This is a genomic window from Flavobacterium anhuiense, assembly GCF_900101855.1.
Lineage (GTDB): Bacteria > Bacteroidota > Bacteroidia > Flavobacteriales > Flavobacteriaceae > Flavobacterium > Flavobacterium anhuiense.
The window spans coordinates 121,751-142,766 of record NZ_FMVC01000004.1 but is presented as its reverse complement, the minus strand read 5'-3'; the positions used below and the strand labels follow the sequence as shown (position 1 = coordinate 142,766).

Annotated in this window: 14 protein-coding genes; 2 read left to right on the top strand and 12 right to left on the bottom strand. The window is 35.4% G+C overall.

Going from position 1 to position 21,016, the window contains the following annotated elements; translation table 11 throughout:
• Positions 1-101 precede the first annotated feature (101 nt).
• The 4 genes from BLP44_RS11725 to BLP44_RS11710 all read right to left on the bottom strand — a co-directional run bounded on the left by BLP44_RS11725 (position 102) and on the right by BLP44_RS11710 (position 3,476).
• Positions 102-1,118: a M28 family peptidase gene (locus BLP44_RS11725; protein ID WP_008468690.1), complete on the bottom strand. Its 1,017-nt coding sequence runs from the start codon at positions 1,116-1,118 to the stop codon at positions 102-104.
• Positions 1,119-1,127: 9 nt separating this feature from the next.
• On the bottom strand, positions 1,128-2,096 hold the full coding sequence (locus tag BLP44_RS11720; protein WP_008468691.1) for a DUF3667 domain-containing protein: 969 nt from the start codon (positions 2,094-2,096) through the stop codon (positions 1,128-1,130).
• Between the two features lie 44 nt (positions 2,097-2,140).
• Positions 2,141-2,914, bottom strand: coding sequence for a dienelactone hydrolase family protein (locus BLP44_RS11715; protein ID WP_066035177.1), 774 nt, complete (start codon positions 2,912-2,914; stop codon positions 2,141-2,143).
• 109 nt (positions 2,915-3,023) lie between these two features.
• Positions 3,024-3,476 carry an Lrp/AsnC family transcriptional regulator gene (locus BLP44_RS11710; RefSeq protein WP_008468693.1) on the bottom strand — a complete coding sequence of 151 codons (453 nt, stop codon included), beginning with the start codon at positions 3,474-3,476 and terminating at the stop codon, positions 3,024-3,026.
• A gap of 225 nt (positions 3,477-3,701) precedes the next feature.
• On the opposite strand from BLP44_RS11710, the gene rocD reads away from it, so the two are divergent.
• Positions 3,702-4,952 carry an ornithine--oxo-acid transaminase gene (gene rocD / locus BLP44_RS11705; protein WP_091133141.1) on the top strand — a complete coding sequence of 417 codons (1,251 nt, stop codon included), beginning with the start codon at positions 3,702-3,704 and terminating at the stop codon, positions 4,950-4,952.
• 140 nt (positions 4,953-5,092) lie between these two features.
• Here the strand turns inward: rocD and BLP44_RS11700 are convergent, their stop codons facing one another.
• The 8 genes from BLP44_RS11700 to BLP44_RS11665 form a co-directional block, all read right to left on the bottom strand.
• Entirely contained in the window at positions 5,093-6,748 is a 1,656-nt protein-coding gene (locus BLP44_RS11700; RefSeq protein ID WP_244511752.1) for an arylsulfatase, read from the bottom strand.
• Between the two features lie 147 nt (positions 6,749-6,895).
• The gene (locus BLP44_RS11695; RefSeq protein WP_091133139.1) at positions 6,896-8,155 is read right to left on the bottom strand and encodes a YeiH family protein; all 1,260 of its coding nucleotides are present in this window, start codon (positions 8,153-8,155) and stop codon (positions 6,896-6,898) included.
• Between the two features lie 88 nt (positions 8,156-8,243).
• Complete coding sequence (locus BLP44_RS11690) at positions 8,244-9,863, bottom strand: sulfatase-like hydrolase/transferase (protein ID WP_091133137.1); 1,620 nt, start codon at positions 9,861-9,863, stop codon at positions 8,244-8,246.
• A 175-nt stretch (positions 9,864-10,038) separates the two neighbouring features.
• Positions 10,039-10,755, bottom strand: a complete 717-nt coding sequence (locus BLP44_RS11685) for a thioredoxin domain-containing protein (RefSeq protein WP_170830231.1) — start codon at positions 10,753-10,755, stop codon at positions 10,039-10,041.
• A gap of 12 nt (positions 10,756-10,767) precedes the next feature.
• Positions 10,768-11,826, bottom strand: coding sequence for a sterol desaturase family protein (locus BLP44_RS11680; protein ID WP_008468700.1), 1,059 nt, complete (start codon positions 11,824-11,826; stop codon positions 10,768-10,770).
• A 178-nt stretch (positions 11,827-12,004) separates the two neighbouring features.
• Positions 12,005-13,921: an arylsulfatase gene (locus tag BLP44_RS11675; RefSeq protein ID WP_091133133.1), complete on the bottom strand. Its 1,917-nt coding sequence runs from the start codon at positions 13,919-13,921 to the stop codon at positions 12,005-12,007.
• Between the two features lie 196 nt (positions 13,922-14,117).
• Positions 14,118-15,590 carry a RagB/SusD family nutrient uptake outer membrane protein gene (locus BLP44_RS11670; RefSeq protein WP_091133131.1) on the bottom strand — a complete coding sequence of 491 codons (1,473 nt, stop codon included), beginning with the start codon at positions 15,588-15,590 and terminating at the stop codon, positions 14,118-14,120.
• Positions 15,591-15,606: 16 nt separating this feature from the next.
• On the bottom strand, positions 15,607-18,738 hold the full coding sequence (locus BLP44_RS11665) for a SusC/RagA family TonB-linked outer membrane protein (RefSeq protein ID WP_091133129.1): 3,132 nt from the start codon (positions 18,736-18,738) through the stop codon (positions 15,607-15,609).
• Positions 18,739-19,665: 927 nt separating this feature from the next.
• Here BLP44_RS11665 and BLP44_RS11660 point away from each other — a divergent pair.
• Positions 19,666-20,838, top strand: a complete 1,173-nt coding sequence (locus BLP44_RS11660; protein WP_066034039.1) for a molybdopterin molybdotransferase MoeA — start codon at positions 19,666-19,668, stop codon at positions 20,836-20,838.
• Positions 20,839-21,016 lie beyond the last annotated feature (178 nt).

The window sequence follows — 21,016 nt, the reverse complement described above, 5'->3', positions numbered from 1 at the left end:
TCTTTAGGTATATATAAAATAAAAAAGGATGAGTTTTAACTCATCCTTTTTTATTGGTACAATTAGAACCTTTGTCACTTTGTTACTTTGAACCTTTGTAACTATTTCTTATCAACTACCGGTCTATTCTCTCTATTTGCTAATTCCCATGCTACAACAAAAGCCAGTTTAGTTCTTTTAGTCAAAGCATCGTATTCAATTTTTTGAGGCTCGTCACCTTTTCCGTGATAATCTTCATGAACTCCGTTGAAGAAGAAAACAGATGGAATGCCGTGTTTAGCAAAATTATAGTGGTCAGAACGCTCGTAGAAATGGTTTGGATCTTTCGGATCATTAAATTTAAAATCCAAGTCCATTTTGATGTATTTTTCGTTTTGAGCCACAACTGCATTATGTAAATCAGATGATAATCTATCAGCGCCGATTACATAAACATAATTGTTTGTATTTGAATGTTCAACATCACGACGGCCGATCATGTCGATATTAATGTCAGCAATTGTATTTGCAATTGGGAATAACGGATTTTCAGAATAGTAACGAGATCCATGCAAACCGTGCTCTTCGCCAGTAACGTGAAGAAACAAAATTGAACGTTTGGGTCCGTGGCCTTGTTTTTTCGCTTTCGCAAAAGCTTTCGCCATTTCCATAACAGCTACAGTTCCAGAACCATCATCATCAGCTCCGTTGTACACTTCACCGTTTTTAATGCCCACGTGATCGTAATGTGCAGAAATTACCAAAACTTCATCTGGTTTTTCTGTTCCTTCAATATAAGCCCAGATATTTTCAGAATCAGGAAGGTTTTGATTACGTCTTGCATTCATAAATGCTGCAGGAACAGGCTGATAGTAATCTGAAGCCCCTTTTGGAAAAGAGATTCCACTTTTTTTGTATTGCTCAATCATGTAAAGACCTGCTTTTTTCTGTCCCTTAGAACCAGTTTCGCGACCTTCCATTTCATCAGAAGCAATAGTGTAAAGCATTGTTTTAAGATCTTTTTCGCTGATAGCCTTAATATATTTTGAAGGATCCGAATTGTCTTTAGATGCTGTTGACTGCGTTGTTTTACAAGAGTACGCAGTAACAATTAAAAATAAAATGAGTAATTTTTTCATTCTAAATAGTTAGTGTAAATTAATAAATGTGTAAAGAACGTAAAAGGTCAGTAAAAATAGGATAAAAAGCGAGTTTATTATAAACAGCATTACGCTTTTAACAAATGACACTATTCTAGATTCACCATAAAAACGATGATGTGCAGGATAAAAATAATAGAACATCCAGATTGTGCCAATAAATGTTGTAATTGAGGATATAAAAGTCAAAGGATTATTTTCTCCTAACAGACCAATCAATCGATCAATAATAAACATAATAAGAAAAATCAATAAAAGAAAAGAAAAATAATGGAGTGTGAAAATTCCATGATCAAAATAATACCACCTTTTTTTGTTGTGAAAAAGCCACAGAAAAAAAGCGAAAAATGGCATAATGATAAATAAGATTTTTGGCAGATTATGAAAAAAGGATTCTACAAACTTTTCAATAATTTCTCTTTTGGTATTGTTTTCAGTAACATGGACTGCTTTTTCATAAAGCCAATAACTGGTAGCATTCAACTTACTGCTTTCTTTTCCATATTTCTGAATAGAGTCAATCTCTTTCATTGATTTTAAATGGAAATACTTGTCTTCGTCTTTTTTTGAAAGTCCTTGTGTGTTTTTAGCCAGTTCTTTGCTGAGAGCTTTTTCACTTTTATCAATATCGCCTTTTACTTTGCTCGGAAACATTGCAATCAATAAAAATGTAATAAAACTGATGAAAATATAGAGTCTGACAGGAGCCAAGTAAGATAGGCGTTTTCCCGAAAGGTATTCTTTGGTTAATGTTGAAGGTTTAAAAAGCAAGTTGCGAATGGTTTTCCAAAAAGCATTTTCATAATGCGTCAAATCTTCAAAGAAATGGATAAACAAATGATGAAAAGTTTTTCGGCTATCGCTATTTTCCTGTCCGCAGTTGGGGCAGAATTTTAGCTCTACAACATGTCGGCAGTTGAGACAAGTTTTGTCTTCTCTAATTTTATTATGTGACATTGGTTTATGTTGATTTGTTTTGGTAGTCTTTAGGTTTTTTGAAATTATTTTTTCAGGACTTCGTTTAAGAAAAGCTGTAAATGGTCAAAAGATCTTTTTGCAGCAACAGCATTGTAAGCTGCGCCTTTAGAATTGTCATTTCCTGCTTCAGGATTTGTGAAAGAGTGGACAGCATTTGCATAATAAATCATTTCCCAATCTGCTTTAGCATCGCGCATTTCTTGTTGGAATGATGCAATTTCTTCTTTAGGGACAAACGGATCGTCTGCACCATGGCAAATGAGAACTTTTGCAGAAATTGGTTCTGTTTTTCTGTTGGCATCTTTTCCTAAACCTCCATGAAACGAAGCAATTCCTTTTACATTCAGATGTCCGCGGGCAGCTTCAAGAACTCCAGTGCCGCCAAAACAATAACCAATAGCGACAATATTATCGGCATTTGCGCCAGACTTAACCAATTCCTTCAAAGCAGCATCAATACGTTTTTGATACGCTTCGTAATTTGTTTTATAAAATCCTGCTTGTTTTCCGGCTTCTCCCGTGTTTTTAGGATAATTTCCTTCACCGTATATATCTGCGATAAAAACGTGATAGCCTAATTTAGATAATTCTTCAGCAATTCCTTTAGAAGCATTATCAATTCCTAACCAAGCTGGCAAAAGTAAGATGCCTGGATTGTTAGTGCTTTTTTTAGCAGATTTTATAAATAAGCCATTCAATTGTTGGCTTCCTTCTGAATATTTCACTGGTTTTAACTGCGCATTCATAAGGTTAGAAAATAAGATTGCACTGAATAAATAGATTATGGAGTTTTTCATGATTTCTTCAATTTTTAACAAATATCAGAAATATTATGTTACAAAAAAACCTCACAAGTAAATTCTTGTGAGGTTTGTAACCAATATTATAAAAGAATATTTTTCCTTTTTATAATGATATGTTTCGTTTAAAAGCGCAGCCTAATTCTACAATAGAATCGGTTTTGTCGATACCTGGAATTCCATCGATTTTTTCATAAAGAATACGGCGCATGTGTTCATGATTTTTGGCGATGATTTTTATGTAAAGCGTAAAAGAGCCGGTTACATAATAACATTCGGTAATCTCAGGAATTTCTTTAAGCGCTTCAATAATCCGTTCAGAATCAGAATCTTTGTTTAGTGTGAGTCCAGTAAAAGAAGCCCAGTCGTAACCTATTTTCTTTTCCTGAATAATGGGCTTAATACCGCCAATCACGCCTTGTTCAATCATTCTGTTAATACGCTGATGCACCATTGTATTTGATATTTTAAGATTAGTGGCAATGGCAGAATAAGCCATTCTTCCGTCTTTTTCTAATTCTTTAAGGATACTAATATCAAATTCGTCTAATAATTCCATTCAGTAAAAATCGTTTTAAAATTGAGTCTTTTGCGATTCATAAAAGTAATTCTTTTTTTTAATAAACAGCCATCGAATCATATTTCTCGAAAAAATAAATATGTCTTTTTCGTAGTGATTAAATTTAAGTTTTGACTTTTATTTTGTTATATTTGAGTCAAAATATCGTTTTTTGGATTGTTATTTGTTTAATTTTAATATTTTTGTGGAAATAAAAAGCATATTATGATAAGTACAGAAAAAACACTTTCATCAAAATCGGAGGTTTTGATTGAAAAAGAAAACAAATATGGAGCTCATAATTACCATCCGCTTCCTGTCGTTTTAGAACGAGGAGAAGGCGTATATGTATGGGATGTTGACGGAAAGAAATATTATGATTTTTTATCTGCTTATTCTGCAGTTAATCAAGGTCATTGCCATCCTAAAATTGTAAATGCAATGGTAGAACAAGCTCAAAAACTGACTTTGACTTCTCGTGCTTTTTACAATGATAAATTAGGAAATTATGAAGAATATGTAACGAAATATTTTGGTTTCGATAAAGTTCTTCCAATGAATACAGGTGCCGAAGCGGTTGAAACAGCTTTGAAAATTTCTAGAAAATGGGCTTATGAAGTAAAGGGAATTCCAGAAAATCAAGCGCAGATTATTGTGTGTGAGAACAACTTTCACGGAAGAACGACAACTATCATTTCATTTTCAAATGATGAAACGGCGCGCAAAAACTTCGGACCTTTTACAGATGGTTTCATTAAAATAGAATATGATAATCTTGAAGCGCTTGAAAATGCTTTAAATTCATCTAAAAATATCGCTGGATTCTTGGTTGAACCAATTCAGGGCGAAGCAGGAGTTTATGTTCCTTCTGAAGGTTATTTAGCGAAAGCGAAAGCACTTTGTGAAAAACACAACGTACTTTTTATTGCCGATGAGGTGCAGACAGGAATCGCCCGTACAGGAAAATTATTGGCAGTTCATCACGAAAATGTACAGCCGGATGTTTTAATTCTTGGAAAAGCAATTTCTGGCGGAGTTTATCCAGTTTCGGCTGTTTTATGTAATGACGAAATCATGAATGTGATTAAACCTGGGCAGCACGGATCTACTTTTGGTGGAAATCCAGTTGCCGCTGCAGTTGCGGTTGCGGCGCTAGAAGTGATAAAAGACGAAAAACTGGCTGAAAATGCAGAACGTCTAGGGGTGATTTTAAGAGAGGGATTAAATAAAATTGCAGATAAAAACGATTTGATTACACTAGTTCGCGGAAAAGGTCTTTTAAACGCAATTGTAATCAACACAGACGAAGAATCTGATTTAGCTTGGGAAATCTGCTTGAAGTTTAGAGATAATGGATTATTGGCTAAACCAACTCACGGAAATAAAATCAGACTGGCTCCGCCTTTGGTAATGACTGAAGAGCAAATTAAAGAATGTCTTGACATTATCGAGAAATCCTTGAATGAGTTTAAATAATCCTCCTTTGAGATTAAAAATAGAAAAAGCAGCAAGTATACTTGCTGCTTTTTTGTAGAGACCATTTTTTTGTTTTAAAAAGCGACTGTTTTATAGCAATCGCTTTTTGTTATAATTACTAAAAATATCAAAAAAAGTAATTATTTCTTTTGAGGGGCACCAGGAATTAATTCTCCTTTTTGCTTGAATTTGCTGTATTCTACAACTCCTGTTTTGTCGGCCCAGTCAAAATATTTGGCCGAAAGATCGTTTACAATTCCTGGATTTTGTGCAGCGACATTATTCATTTCTCCACGGTCTGCTTCAAGATCGTAAAGTTCCCATTGATAAGACGGATAAATTGAGACCAATTTCCATTTTCCTTCTCTTACCGCTCTGTTTCCAGCTCTTTCCCAGAATAAAGGAGCTCCACGATTTACTTCAGAAGCATTATCAAATAAAACCGGAAGTAAGCTTTTTCCAGGAAGCGGATTAGAATTTACGCCATTTAAAGTTTTAGGATATTCAATTCCTGCCAATTCATAAAAAGTAGGGGCAAGATCAATAATATGGCCAGTTCCTTTATCGATTCTTCCCGCTTTAATTTTTGATGGATACCAAGCAATAAAAGGAGAGCTAAATCCGCCTTCATGCATATTATTTTTGTAATCCTGCAATGGAGTATTAGAAAGATATGCCCAATTTTGTTCCTGATAATCAAAAGAACCAGAAGAGCCTACAGGCCCGTCGTTGCGGACTAAACCTCTTCTTAATGGATTATAAGTATTAAATCCGCCTTGAGCACCATTATCTGCAATGAAAATAATTAAAGTGTTTTTGTCTTTTTTAAGCGCTTTCAATTTGTCTAAAACTTTACCCACGTTCTGGTCCATATTGTCAACCATTGCAGCATAAACTTCCATTTTGGCTTTCCAGAATTGTTTTTCATCATAAGTCAGTTTATCCCATTCTGGAACCTCTGGATCTCTTGGAGAAATAGTCTGGTTTGGAAGTATAATACCGCTTTCTCTTAATTTTTGGATTCTTTTTTCTCTCAAAATATCCCAACCTTCATCAAATTTGCCTCTGTACTTGGCAATATCAACTGGTTTTGCCTGTAATGGCCAGTGAGGAGCAGTAAATGCCAAGTATAAAAAGAATGGTTTGTTTTCTTTGTTTTGCTCTTCTAAAAAAGTAACTGCATTATTCCCGATTTCATCTGTAAAATAGTAAGAATCGTCTTTTGGGTGTAGTTCTTCGTTGTTTCGGATCATCTTTACAGGATAAGGTGTTGTACCGAAAGGAAGTGGTTTCGTGTCAAAATAATTAGAAGCCCCTTTCAAGATTCCGTAAAATTTATCAAAACCTCTTTGGTTTGGCCACTGTGACTGATCTTCAGAGCCAACATGCCATTTTCCAGACATTAAAGTACTATAACCTCCCGAACGGAAAACTTCTCCTAAAGTTAAAGATTCTTTATTTAAGTAACCTTGATAAGCTGGCAGACCAAGATTCACATCAAAATAACCAACTCCAGCTTTATGCTGATATTGTCCAGTTAGCAAAGAAGCTCTCGTTGGTGCGCAAATCGAGTTGTTGTAAAACTCGCGAAGACGTGTTCCCTCTTTGGCCAAACGATCTAAATTTGGAGTTTTAATTTCAGACCCATAATTTCCTAAATCAGAATATCCCATATCATCCACCAGAATCAAAATTACATTGGGCTTGGCAGATGAAGTCTGTGCTTCGGTTTTTTTAGAGCCTATTATTCCCGTCAATAGGACAGAAAGTAAAATATTTATTCGTTTATTCATCATATTTATAATTTACCAGTAGTATATTTTTGGTTTGTTTTTTTTACTTTTTGAAAAGTTCAAAAGAGAAATACATTTCTAAAAACATTCGGTCGTTAGAATTGAAATCAAATTGCGGTTATATATTCCGCAGGAATGTGTGTTTTGTTTTTAAGGTTTAAAAAGCAAAAAAGCTATAATCAATGTAATAAAGATATTAAAGAATTGTGCGGTTAAAAATGCGATCAAAGGTTTTCTGCTATTATGCTGTAATAGATCTTTAAAATTGGTTTCTAAACCAATGCTAGTAAAAGCTAAAGCAAACCAAAACCCTTGCAGATTTTTTAAACTTTCCTTTAATTCATCACGAGTTTCTGGCGCAACAAAAAAAGAGAAAACAATGGAAGCCACAATAAAGCCAATGACAAACTTTGGAAAGCGTTCCCAAATAACGCGGAGCGTTGGCTTAGATTCTTGAACTTCTGAAGACTGATTGTGCGTGTAAGTCCAATAAACAGAAATCGCAAAAGCAGCTAATCCTAATAAAACATTTTGAGAAAATTTTACGATTGTACTTATTTTTAAAGCCGTTTCGCCAACCAAAGTTCCAGATGCCACTACAGCGCCAGAAGTATCAATACTTCCGCCAAGCCAAGCTCCTGTTACTTCTTCGGGAAAATTAAAATGACTGGCAATTATAGGCATAAAAATCATCATAGGAATCGCAGTTACCAAAACCATAGAAATCACGTAAGACAATTTTTTAGAATCGCCTTTTATCGCACCAGAAGTGGCAATTGCCGCCGAAACACCGCAAATTGAAACCGCACTCGAAATCATCATAGCCAATTCGTCATCGACTTTTAGTTTTCTGCAAAGCCAGAATGCAAAATACCAAACGGATAAAACCACGACCAAAGCTTGAATTAAACCTAATGAACCTGCTTTAAGAATATCCGAAAAAATGACGCTTGTTCCCAATAAAACCAATCCGATTTTGACAAAAAGTTCAGTAGACAAAGCAGAACGAAACCATTGTGGGAGTTTGAAAAAATTACCGATAATCAATCCGATAGCTAAACTGAAAATTACGGCTTCTAGATTAAGCGCTTTTACTTCAGCATTTCCTGCAATAATTAAAGCTAGAATCGTTAAAACATAAACTACGGGAAATCCAAAAATGAAATTTTTAATCGATTTTCCAACTAAAAAAGTGCCGATTATTCCAATGACAATAAAATAAAAAAACTGAAAACCAATTATTTTAATGTTTTTGATTTCGAAAACATCGAATATTAAGTCTGTTCCGTTCGTCCATTTAAAAACGGGAACTTCGGGAAGAAAAATAAAAAGAGAGATTCCGATAATGAGAAAACCGAGAATTACGACTGTCCAGTCTTCGTGAATAGTAAATTTTGTTGAGGTTGACATTGTATTCTTAATTAATTTGTTATCCTAACAGGTTTTTAAAACCTGTTAGGATATTGGAATTATTTAGTACGTAATGTTTGTAGATAGGTTACAAATCGACAAAGTATTTTTGTTTGCCAAAGTCAAACTCATAATAAGTTAAATTAGGCCACAACGGTTTAATTAAACCTTTTTCCCAAGTTTGCAGCGCAGTTTGCAATTCTTTTACTTTTTCTGTATTTTTTTGTGAGAGGTCTGTTGTTTCAGATTTATCTGAGGCAAGATTGTACAACCATTTTTCGTGTGTTTTTCCGCTAATGACTAGTTTCCAATCACCACTTCTAATCGCTTTTGCATCGCCCGAACGCCAGTATAAATCTTTGTGGGCGACTTTATTTTCGTTTACGGTTTGAATCAAATCTACACCATCATAAATTCTGTCTTTTGGTAAATCAGAACCAATTGCAGATGCAATGGTTGTAAAAATATCCAAAGTGCTTACAGGATTTTTATAAACAGTGTTTGGTTTGATTTTTCCTTTCCACGAAAGTGCAAAAGGAACATTGATTCCGCCTTCAAAATGGGAGAATTTACCGCCTTTCAGAGGTGCATTTGTTGTGGCAAAAGTATAATCGGCACCACCATTATCGCTGGCAAAAATGATTAAAGTATTATCTTCCAAGCCTTCTTTCTTGACTTTTTCACGAATTCTGCCAATCGCATCATCTAAAGCACTGATCATGGCAAAATAAACGCGTTTGTTTTCATCTTTTACATTCGGAAAACGATCGTAATATTTTTTACGAACTTGAAATGGCGTGTGAGGCGCATTAAATGGAATGTAAAGTAGGAATGGTTTGTTTTTGTTTTTATCAATAAAAGCTTCCGCTTCTTCAGCAAATTTTTCGGTTAAATACGCTTTTTCATCAATAATAGTGCTGTCTCTGCGAATTTGTCCAGTTCCGACGCGTCCATTTCCCCAAATCGTTTTATCTGTAAAATCTTTATGGTGATGATTGATAATGTCAGGATTGTCATCTTCTGGGACATAAAGCGAAAATGCTTGATAAAATCCGTAATGATAATCGAAACCGCGGTCCAAAGGAAAAAATCCTTTATTGTGTCCCAAATGCCATTTTCCGATAATCCCAGTGCTGTAACCTTGTCTTTTGGCTAAATCGGCAAAGGTGATTTCAGATTTTGGCAGTCCCTGCGTTTTAATGGAAGCCTCGTTCGGATAATTAATTTTATCATTCAATCTCCAGCCGTCTGTATTGATTAAATATTTAAAACCATAATATTCTAAATTGTTTTTCGGATAACGATCTCCGGGCTGATATTCATGTCCAAAACGTTCTTGATATCTTCCTGTAATTAATCCGGCACGCGAAGGCGAACAGATTGCAGCAGATGCATAACCATCTGTAAAAGTAACTCCAGAAGCTGCCAAAGAATCGATTTGTGGGGTAGGAGTCGATTTTCCGCCGTAGAGCGAAATATCATATTTGCCCAAATCATCGGCAAGCAGAATAATGATATTGGTCTTTTTTCCAATAATGGAATCTTTAGGTTTTGAGGCTAAAAATTCTTTTTTCCCTTCTGCCAATTTTTGATCTTCTTTGACTAAAGTGGCTTCAGTATTAATCGGCCAAAATAAAAATGCTGCCAGAAGAAGAAACACTATTAAAATGGGGATTACGATTTTGGTTATTTTTTTATAGGTTGCCATATTTTGGTTTTTGGTTAGTTCGCATTGCTTTTGACAGTATTTTGTAATCCTGAGGAACGAAGGATCACACACGTAGCTCTACAAAGATTGTCGACTCTGATTACGGAATTACTAGTGTGATCCTTCGTTCCTCAGGATGACATATTGTGCGTTGAAACTGTGTAAAAGATTGTGCTTATTTCGAAGCCAACGCAACATCAACTTCGTTCTTCAAGTCATTTATTCCTTCTTTCTTAAAAACAATTTTGCCGTTTTGATATAAAATCAAAGTCGGGAAAACTTTTACGGTTTTTAAATCGGCAATAACTTGCGGACTGTCTTCCAATTCAATTTCTACGATTTTTAAATTCGAACCATATTCTGATCTAATGTTTTCTAAAACTGGTTTTACTTTTTTGCAAGGAGCACAGTATTTTGAACCGATATCTACAAGAACAGTTTTGTTATCAGTAATAATCTTATTGAATTCCGCCAAAGACAATTTACTTTTTAGATTAGAATAAAAAGGTTTTCCGTTTCCAATCCAATTCGCAATTCCGCCTTCTAAACTATAGGCTTCTGAGAAACCATTTTTTAATAATTCTTTTTCTAAAGCGACACTTCTGCCAGCTCCGATGGAATATATAAAAACAGGTTTTGACTTGTCTAGTTTAGCAACAGATTGCGCATAGTTTTCAGATTGAAGATTAAAGTTTACAGCACCTTCAATATGATTCAATGCAAATTCTTCTGGAGTTCTGGCATCAACAATCTGTGGATTTTTTTGGCTTTTTATTTTCGAATAAAATGAATCTAGCGATAATGAACTGTGAATTTCATTTTGCGAAAAAGCAGCAACTGCCCATAAAAAGGCAATTGCTGTTATACTGGATTTTAACATTTGATTTTTCATATCAAGAAGCATTTATACTTGTTCTAATACCGGTGCAGGAGTTTCTTCGGCTGTAACTGGCTTTGGTTTTAGCGGAAGCGATAATACACCTTCGGCAAGAGAACTTCCTTCTTTTTTAGATTTAAAAATCGGCCAAAGAAACTGTGCATACCATTCTTCTTGTTTGTATGATTTTGTTCCGAATGATTTTGGATATTGGCGAGTAATTAATCCTGTTCCGAAAATAACATCCCAAATGAAGAACATGTTTCCGAAGTTTCCCTTGAAATGCCCAACACCGTCTCCGCTTGTATCTGCGTGATGTGCGTGATGCGTAGCAGGAGTAGAGATCAATCTTTCTAAAACCCATGCAATTGGATGCAATATTCTGTATTTATAAAAAGGTTTATCCCACGGAATGCTTGAGTGCGCTCCCAAAGTGATGAAACTTTTGATTACTAAAACAAATAAAGCAGGAAGGCCTAAACCTAAATACGTTAAAGTGGCTGTCAAATAAATTTGAGAAAAGAAAACCGTATAAATAAAGTTTTGCCTAGAAGCCATTGCCATCCCCATGTACGGAGCTGAATGGTGCGTTCTGTGAAAACGCCATAAAAATGGAACTTGGTGATGCAATCTATGGTACCAATACTGCGTTAAATCGTCAGCAATTGCTATTAAGAAAAAACCTCCCCAAAACGGAACCCATGATAATGAATTAGCCAGATTTGGCAATAAATAAGGTAAAGCTGTTAAACTGAAAAAAGCAATGATAGGAGGCAAAATCAATTTTGGAGCTAAGAAACAAACAATGTCAATTTTGCGTTCTTCACCAGTCCATTCGTCATCGTATAAACCTGCAGCAAATTCGATAATTCCTAAAACGATCATAAATACGGTTAATCCCCAAGTTCGAATATTAGCAAAAATGGGTTGTGCAAATTCTAAAAATGGAGGCAATGTTAAATGGGATTCGCTTACAGCTCCACCAGTTAGTTTAAAATACAGGTAAATTGCCACTACAGGCAATGAATAAATGAAAAAACTTATAGTTAAGTCTCTCGTTAATTTTTCTTTTTGAACTATTGCCATGATTTCTTATTTTAAAAATTGATTTACTACTGCTAATCCGCCAGCTAGGATAGCCAGTGGAACTAAAAACAAGATTATCCCAACGACAATCTTTTTTCCTATGATTTCATAATCTACTCGTTTCATAATTATTCTTTTTATGTTCTGCAAGGTTTTTGAAACCTTGCAGGTTATGCAATTAATTATTGGTTCCTCCTGGTTTAGTTGCTTGTTTGATTAAGTCAGAAATTGTTTTTCCTTTATCAGCACCAGTATTGTGAATTCTTCTGTTATAAACATCCTGCCAATCGATTAAAGGATATAGATTATTTTCTTTTGCCTGTTCGTCAAATAATTTTTGAAGCTCAGCCAGTTTTTCAGGATACTTTTTCGCCAGATTGTTACGTTCGTTAAAATCTTCGTTTAGATTGTATAATTCCCAAACATCAGTATCGAAGTTGCTTGGAGCAGGTTTTTCGTTGCTTCCTAAAGATTTTTTTACTGCGAAAGAATCTGGCAAATGCGCAGCAGAAGCTTTCCATCCGTCTTTGTAAATGGCTCTGTTTCCAAAGATGTAGTAATACTGCACTTTATGTAATGATTCAGCTTTTGGATTGTCTAAAGAAGCTTTGAAAGTTGAACCTTGAATAATATCTTGTTTAATATTTCTAATGTATTCTGGGGCTTTAATTCCAACAATATCCAAAGTCGTTGGCAAAATATCTGTTACGTGGCTGTATTGATTTCTTATACCGCCTTTGTCTTTAATTCCGTTTGGATAAAAAACAATCAGCGGGTTGCGAGTTCCTCCTTCAGACTGTGCATCTTGTTTCCAGTTTTTGAAAGGAGCATTTGTTGCCTGAGCCCATCCCAAAGGGTAATTGGTATTTAAACCTTTAGCTGTTCCGATTTCGCCAATGTTGTTCAAATTGCTTTGGAAGTTTTCTTCGTCGGTTTTTCCTTGAGCAAATAAACTTTGGTTGATTGTTCCTTGTAGAGTCCCTTCTTTACTTGCACCGTTATCTCCAATGGCAACAAAGATTAAAGTATTATCAAGCTGTCCGCTTTGTTTTAAATAATCTACAACTCTTCCAATTTCATAATCCGTATACGTTAAGAATCCAGCGTAAACTTCCATGAATCTTGCGTATACTTTCTTTTGGTCTGGTGATAATTTTTTCCATTCTGTAATTAAAGCGTTACGTTCTGGCAGAACGGCATTTTGAGGAATTACACCCAATTTCTTTTGGTTTGCCAATACTTTTTCGCGATAAACATCCCAGCCTTCATCAAATTTGCCTTTGTATGGCTCAACCCATTTTTCAGCTACTTGATGCGGTGCATGAACCGCCCCTGGAGCATAATACAAGAAAAATGGTTTTCCTGGCGCCGCTTTTTGCTGTTTCTGAATGTAGCTGATGGCTTTATCTGTAATTAATTCATTCAAATGACGTCCGTCAGGTTTAATGTGAACTTGGTCTTCAACCAAATCAGGATTGTATTGGTCGGTTTGAGAGCCTAAGAATCCGTAAAAATGATCGAAACCTTTTCCCGTTGGCCATCTGTCAAACGGACCCGCATCTGTTGCGTCTTCATCTGGTGTAACACCATATTTTCCAACTGCAAACGTGTTGTAGCCATTGTCGCGTAAAATCTCTGCAATTGTTCCTTTATCAGAAGGAATTCTTCCGTCCCAACCTGGGAAACCAGCCGATAAAATAGTATGAGAAAATCCGCTTACGTGAACTCTTCCTGAATTTCTTCCAGTCAATAAAGCGGCACGGGTAGGAGCACAAATTGCTGTTGTATGGAAGTTTGTATAACGTAAACCATTATTTGCCAGATTATCAAAAGTAGGCGTATTGATTAAGCCTCCAAAAGCGCTTGAAGCTCCAAATCCAACGTCATCTAAAAGAATCCAAACAATGTTCGGAGCGCCTTTTGGTGCCGTTATAGGATCTGGCCAGTATTCTTTAGAATCAGCCAGAGTTTTTCCGATTGTACCCTTAAATTCTTGTTTGTCTTGTGCTATTCCCAATTGTGCAATCAGGACAGCAGTAATCAAAAGCCCCTTCTTAGAGCCTTTGATTGAGATGCTATTTTTTAAATTTTTCATTTTTTATAGTTTTTTTAGTTATATGGTTTTTAAATAATGGTTCCTATTTTTAAACACATAGAAACATAGATTTGTTTTCTGATAAAAGGCGTTTCACTTATTTCAATTCACATAGTAACTATGTGTGGAGAAACGAGTTTCTCTTTTACTTTTTTATTAATAATTTAAAATCTATGTTTCCATGCGTTTAAATTTTTTAATATCCAGGGTTTTGTGGCAATCCATCAGGATTGATATTTCTTTCGCTTTGCGGAATCGGATACAGATTATTTCTTTCTGAAACTGAGTTTTTAGCTGTAACCTTTTTTACTTCAGTAACCAATGTTCCCCATCTTACCAAATCGTACCAGCGTTGCCCTTCCTGAACAAATTCTTTTTTGCGCTCTTCCTGAATTGCAGCTCTAAAAGACGTCTGGTTTAATCCCACTAAATCAACAGTCACATCTGGAGTTGTGATGGCTTTTCCAAAAGCTCTTCTTCGCACTTGATTAATCAATTCGTATGCTTCTGCAGTTGGACCTCCTTGTTCATTTATCGCTTCCGCTAAAGACAGAAGGATGTCCGCATAACGAATAACTGGAAAGTTGATCGCTACGTTTGAAGGTGTCGCCAGATTAGACAAATCCAAGTATTTTTTGAAAATAGGTTTTGGAAAAGTGTATAGCGTACCTGTCGCTGGATTAAGCAATTGTTTGGCATAACTTACATCTCTTCTTTTGTCTCCAGGTGCATAGATGTCATAAAACAAAGCAACGTCTGAAATGATATCTGCTGGTTCTGTTGCTGTAAATCCAGTAAAAGAAGTGGCTTGAAAAGTACTTCCGCTTGATCCGTTTCCTGCTTGATTTGGTTCAAACTGAACAGAGAAAATATGCTCTTTTCCGTTCTTTTTTGTTTTAGTGAAAATATCTTGAAAATCTTCAAACAAAGCATATCCGTAACCTCCGTCAATTACTTCTCTAGCTTTTGCAATCGCGTTTGGCCAATCTTTTCTAGTCAGATACACTTTTGCCAAAATGGCTTTTGCTGCTCCTGATGTGGCACGTCCAGCATCTGCTGCCGTATACGTTTTTGGAAGCGCTTCGGCATCTGTTAGATCTTTGATGATTTGGGTATACACTTCCTCAACTGTAGAACGATTCGTTTTTAAATCTCCCAAATTGATAGATTTAGCTTCATGCAAAACAATCGGGACTCCGCCCCAAAGACGAACTGCTTGAAAATAAAGCAATGCTCGGATGAATTTAGCTTCATTGATCAATCTGGTTTTGATAACTTCTGAACCTGAAACTTTCGGAATATTATCAATAGAAACATTTGCTCTGTTGATTCCGTTGTAAATTTGTCTCCATGCTACCTGAACACGATCATTTGTAGCATCGTGTGTTAAACTGCTCATGGCTCTAACTTGCGGGTTTGTAGCAGAAACTCCTGCAGCTGCGTAGTCAGAACCCATATCGGTTAAGAAGTAAAGGTTTCGACCAAATAAACTTTGCTCACCTGGATCAAGGCTCAAAGAGGCATATACTGCAGTTACACTCGCTACTGCATCATCTTGAGTGATAAAGTAATTGTCTTCGGTTACAAAAGAGTTAGGTGCCACCTCAAGATCAGTGCACGATACCAATAGACTGGCACTTAAAAGGAATGTTATGATTATCTTTTTCATTATATATTTTTTTTACTTAGAAAGTTACGTTCAAGCCCGAGATGAATGTTTTGGAGTTTGGATAAGAACCAAAATCAATTCCCGGATATAAGTTGTTTTGTTCGTATGAACTTACCTCTGGATCATAGCCAGTGTATTTGGTCCATGTAATTAGGTTTTCTGCTGATACGTAGATTTTTACGCTTTTTGTTCCCAGTTTTTTAGAAACGCTTTTAGGTAAAGTGTATCCTAATGTGATTAATTTTAATCGTAAGAAAGAAGCATCTTCAACATAACGTTCAGAAACAATTCCTAAAGGAGAACTAGAAGCTCTCGGAATTTCATTACTCGGATTTGTTGGTGTCCATCGATCATTTAGAGTCGCCGCCGCATTGGTTCCAAGAGTAGAAATCTCCAATTGCTGATTTAAGGCATTAAAGATTTTTCCGCCATATGCACCTTGAAAAGAGAAATTTAAATCAAAATCATTGTATGAAACTGTATTACTGAAACTTCCAACAAATTTTGGTTGAGATGTGCCTAAATTGCCTTTGTCAAGAGCTGTAATTACGCCATCTCCGTTAGTATCAACATACTTTCTGTCACCCACTTTTGTATTGGCCAAACTGTTAATTTTTGGCTGTGTATTTACTTCTTCCTGAGTCTGGAAAATTCCGTTGGTTCTATAACCCCAGAAAGTTCCTAATGGTAAACCTACTTTTACTGTGACAGGCTGCTGCTGCAATAAAGAGCCGTTTGGCACTACTGGGAAAAACTGATCTACGCCATTTCCGATCTCAGTAACTTTATTTCGGTTAAGAGAAAATACAATATTGGAGTTCCAAGCGAAGTTTTCTGTTTTTATATTTTCCGTTGTTACACCAACTTCAAAACCTTTATTTTCAACTCCACCAATATTTTGAAGCACTGTGGCATAACCCGAACTCAATGGTACAGGAACGTTGATCAATAAATCTTTCGTCTTTTTATAATACACATCAAAAACAAAATTGATTCTTCGGTCTAATAATGATAAATCCAATCCAACATTATATTGATTTGTCTTTTCCCATTTCAAATCTGGATTTGCCAATCGGGTAGGAGCTAAACCGGTATATAATGTTCCTCCAAAAGAATAATTTACAGATCCCATTGAAGCCAAAGGAAGGTAGTTTCCGATTTCTTGGTTTCCTGTCGTTCCAGCTGTAATTCTTAGTTTTGCTTCGGTTACGCCTTTAATGTTATTGGCAAACTCTTCGTCGGTAATATTCCATGAGAATCCAGCAGAAGGAAAGTAGCCCCAAAGTGATTCAGAACCAAATCTTGAAGAACCATCTGCACGTCCAGAAAGTGTAAAGTTGTATTTTCCTTTATAAGAATAATTGACTCTAGCCAGCCAAGATTTCAAAACACTTTCATAAGCTTCGCTGTATGGTTTTACCGCCACACCATCTTGAAGTGCATTGTAAGTATTGGCATCGTTAACAAAAGTCTGAGCTCCTGCATTTACCACTTCGCCTTTTGTGTACTGAAGTGTGTAACCGCCTAGAGCAGAGAATTTATGATTTTCGCCAAAATTGGTATTGTAGGTAAGCGTATTTTCATTCAAAACAGAACTTACTAACCTTTCTCCAATAGAGGCCAATCCTTTTGTACCTGCTCCAGTAGTGGTGTTTGAAGGCGCATAGTAATTTTGTTTCGTATTTAAAACATCGCCGCTCACAGCAACTTTAGCAGTTAATTCTTTATTGAATTTATACTCACCAAATAAGCTAGTTAGGATTCTGTTTAGTTTGGTCTCGTTCGTTGTATTTTCCAAATCATTAATTGGGTTCGGAACATAACCATTTACAGAAGTTGCGTAAGGATTGTTGGTTACGTTGTAACTTCCGTCTGCATTTTTAATAGGAACAACAGGAGCTGTCAAAACTACACTAACAAGTGGGTTTGGGTTTCTACCAGCATTGGCGCCTCCATTTGTACCGACACCATTTGCAATGGAGTTCGTATAATTGGCATTTACGCCAAATTTGAATTTCTGAGAATAATTTCGTTCATAGTTGGCTCGTAGCGAAATACGTTTAAAATCAGATCCTAAAACAATACCATCCTGATCAAAGTATCCTGCAGAAATAGCATATCTAGATTTCTCGTCTCCGCCAGAAAATGATAAATTATGATTTTGAACAGGTGCTGCCGTTACAAATGCTGCCGACTGCCAATCGTAGTTTCCAGAAGTCTTCAAAGCCTCGATCTGTGCAGGAGAAAAAGAAGGAGCTTGACCAATACTCGCCTGAACATCGTTTCTTAAACTTGCCCATTCGCTCGCATTCATCAATTTCAGTTTTTTGGAAATATTCTGAAATCCGAAATAGCCTTGGTACGAAATATTATCTTGTCCTTTGGTTCCCTTTTTTGTCGTAATAATTACAACTCCATTGGCACCTCTAGAGCCATAAATTGCTGTTGCTGAGGCATCCTTTAGAACTTCAATAGATTCGATATCAGCAGGATTTATAGTAGAAAGAACATTGACACTCGCACCCGCATATGTTACTCCCGCGCTACTGTTATTGTTATCGTTGTAAATTAAGATTCCGTCAACAACATACAAAGGTTCATTACCAGCAGTAATCGAGTTTCCTCCGCGAATGCGAACGCTTGAAGAAGCGCCCGGACGTCCAGAACTTTGTGTAACTACAACTCCAGCAACTGCACCTCTTAATAGATTGTCTGCCGAAGAAGTAACCTGAGATAAGTTGGCTTTTGGAACCGAAGCTACCGAGCCGGTAATGTCTTTTCTTTTTTGAGTTCCGTAACCTACAACTACCAATTCGTCTAGTTCTTGGCGTTCTTCTTTAAGATTAATAATTACGGGATTTTTCTCAACAATTATTTCTAGTTTTTTATATCCGATGTAACTTACGATCAAGGTGTAAGGAAATTTCTGTCCCGTTTGAAAATAAAATTTTCCTTCGGCATCTGTCACAACGCCGTGGGTTGTTCCTTTAATGGTAACCGAAGCACCAATTATAGGTTGATTTGTAATAGCATCAACGACAGTTCCATCTAGTTTTGATTGAATAAGTGGGGTGGTATTTTGGGCTTGTATTCCTGCCGTTATTAAGAGTAGAAACAGCAGTATGTGTATGTTTAACTTTTTTTTCATTTCTTTGTGTTGGTTTTAAGTAATTAACAAGACGCCCTGAGCACTGTTTATACAGCACTCTAAAAGTGTTCTTGATTTAGTGATAAATGTTCTTTAAGCCTTGCCATTTCTGTTGCCGCAGAAATGGCTTTTTTTATTTAAAGCAACAGGTTTGCATTGTTTTCATTTTAGTCTTTTTAATTGTTAGTTATTTAATTTGTAAATAAATAGGTATGGTTTCAAGAGCCTTGCCCAATACAATTGAATGCATTGGAGAGATTCTTGGTTAAAATTCAATAAATATTTTTGGTGATATTTTTTATGTTTTGCTTCGATATGGATTCTAAAGGCAAACAAAGTAAGAGTAGATAATTAACAACAGAAACACATATAACAAATAGTGCTATAAGTGTATTTTTTAGGAAGAATGTAACGCGATATGCTTTCTGTTGTTTTCACAATAATAATTTTTATAGTTTGAAATACTGTTTTAAACTCTACTAATCCTATAGACAAAGTTAAATTTTATATAATAAAAACCAAAAGTTTGAGGAGTTTTTTTTGAAAAATATATGTTTGTAGAAGCGCTGTAAGAAGGACTTGTCTTGTTTGTCCCTTATTTTAAAAGGGATAACAAAGAATTCTGTAATCAGATAAATGTTAAAATAAATTTTGTGCTTGGATTAAAATTGTAGTATTTTATACTTATTTTTCAACTCTAAAACAGCACTTTTAATAGACTTAAATGGTTACAAAAGCATAAAAAGAGTCAAAAAAAACTCTTTTGACACGGATATCTAAAATCTAAATTTAAATTTCAAGTTGATTTTGAATAAATTAGAGTAATTTTATAGACTATAAAAAGAAAAGTAAATTTTTTTAATCAACCTACGGATAAATACTTATATTTGTATTAAGTATTTTTACTTAGTTTTATAATTAAACGAAATGATAGAAGTAAAAGAAGCTTTAGAAATTGTCGCTGCAAACAGTTCAGTTTTGTCCACTCAGAAAATTTCTGTTCAAAAAGCGCTTGGATATGTTTTGGCAGAAACAATTTACTCGCCGATTTCAATGCCACCGTTTCGCCAATCGGCAATGGATGGCTATGCTTTTATTCATTCAAGAAGACATCAATTTGATGTGGTAGGAATTTCGCAGGCTGGCGATCATGCCAATGTAAAACTAAAAGAAAACCAAGCCGTACGCATATTTACAGGCGCATATGTCCCTAATGACGCAGATACTGTTGTAATGCAGGAACATGTAATGGTAAATGGGGATTCAATTTTGATTGCAAAAATGCCAGAACCTTTTGCTAATGTTAGAAACAAAGGCGAACAGATTAGTGCAGAGGATGTTGTTTTTGATGCCAATACATTAATAACTCCAGCAGCAATTGGTTTTTTAGCTTGTTTAGGAATTACAGAAATAACAGTTTATAAAAAACCGAAAGTGGCTATTCTAGTGACGGGAAATGAGTTGGTAAAGCCAGGCAAGAAACTTTCTAAAGGGAAAATTTACGAAAGCAATTCTGTAATGCTGCAAGCGGCTTTGCAGACCATCGGAATTAACAAAGTTAAAGTTCATACGGTGAAGGATAGTTTAAAAGCAACAAAAAAAGCATTGCAACCCATCCTTAAGAAGAATGATATTGTGCTAATATCTGGCGGAATTTCTGTGGGGGATTATGATTTTGTAAAAGAAGCTTTGCTGAAAAATGGAGTAGAAGAGCTTTTTTACAAGATTAATCAGAAACCTGGAAAACCAATGTTTTTTGGTTCTAAAAAAGATACTTTAGTTTTTGCGTTGCCAGGAAATCCAGCTTCTTCATTGACTAATTTTTATATTTATGTGTATCCTGCAGTCAAAAATAAAATGGGATTCTCGAATACGCATTTGCCAAAAATTGTTCGAAAATTAGAAAACGACATAGTCAATGACACAGGAAAAACACTTTTTTTGAAAGCATTATATAATGAAACAAGTGTTACCATTTTAGAAGGACAAGCTTCTTCAATGCTTAATTCTTTTGCTATCGCAAATGGTTTGGTAATTGTGCCACACGATACCGAAAGCATTACAAAAGGCACATCAGTAACAATCTTGCCCATTGATTAGGTTTTTAGAATAAAGATTAAAGAGAAAAGATTAAAGAGAAAAGATTAAAGAGAAAAGATTAAAGAGAAAAGATTAAAGAGAAAAGATTAAAGAGAAAAGATTTTTTAAGATAAGTAGCAAAAGCGCAGTATAAATAAAAACATATATTGTTAAACTTGAAACTTTAAACCTGAAACAA